Origin of the sequence: Nocardia noduli (assembly GCF_019038455.1) — a bacterium.
GTDB classification, from domain to species: Bacteria; Actinomycetota; Actinomycetes; order Mycobacteriales; family Mycobacteriaceae; genus Nocardia; species Nocardia noduli.
This window is the reverse complement of record NZ_JAFMPL010000330.1, coordinates 1-257: the sequence shown is the minus strand read 5'-3', so window position 1 is coordinate 257 and position 257 is coordinate 1. Positions and strand designations below refer to the sequence as shown.

Genomic DNA, 257 nt, shown 5'->3' with positions numbered 1-257 from the left:
CACCGTTTCCAGCAGCAACCTCTGCTGCGGATCCATCGCTGTCGCTTCCCGCGGGCTGATCCCGAAGAACCCGGCATCGAACAACCCCGCGTCGTGCAGGAACCCGCCGTCTCGCGTATAGGACTTAATACCCACATCCCAGCCCCGGTCCAGAGGCCACTGCGACACCACATCCCGGCCCTGTACCAGCAGCTGCCACAACTCTTCGCGTGAGGACACACCACCCGGGAAACGACACCCCACACCCACGATCGCTA

1 protein-coding gene is annotated in these 257 nt (G+C 63.4%); it reads right to left on the bottom strand.

Annotation, left to right across the window (positions count from 1 at the left end; genetic code table 11):
- Positions 1–257 (bottom strand): beta-ketoacyl synthase N-terminal-like domain-containing protein (locus tag JZ792_RS41625; RefSeq protein ID WP_216918475.1); only part of this gene is annotated, 257 nt, incomplete at both ends.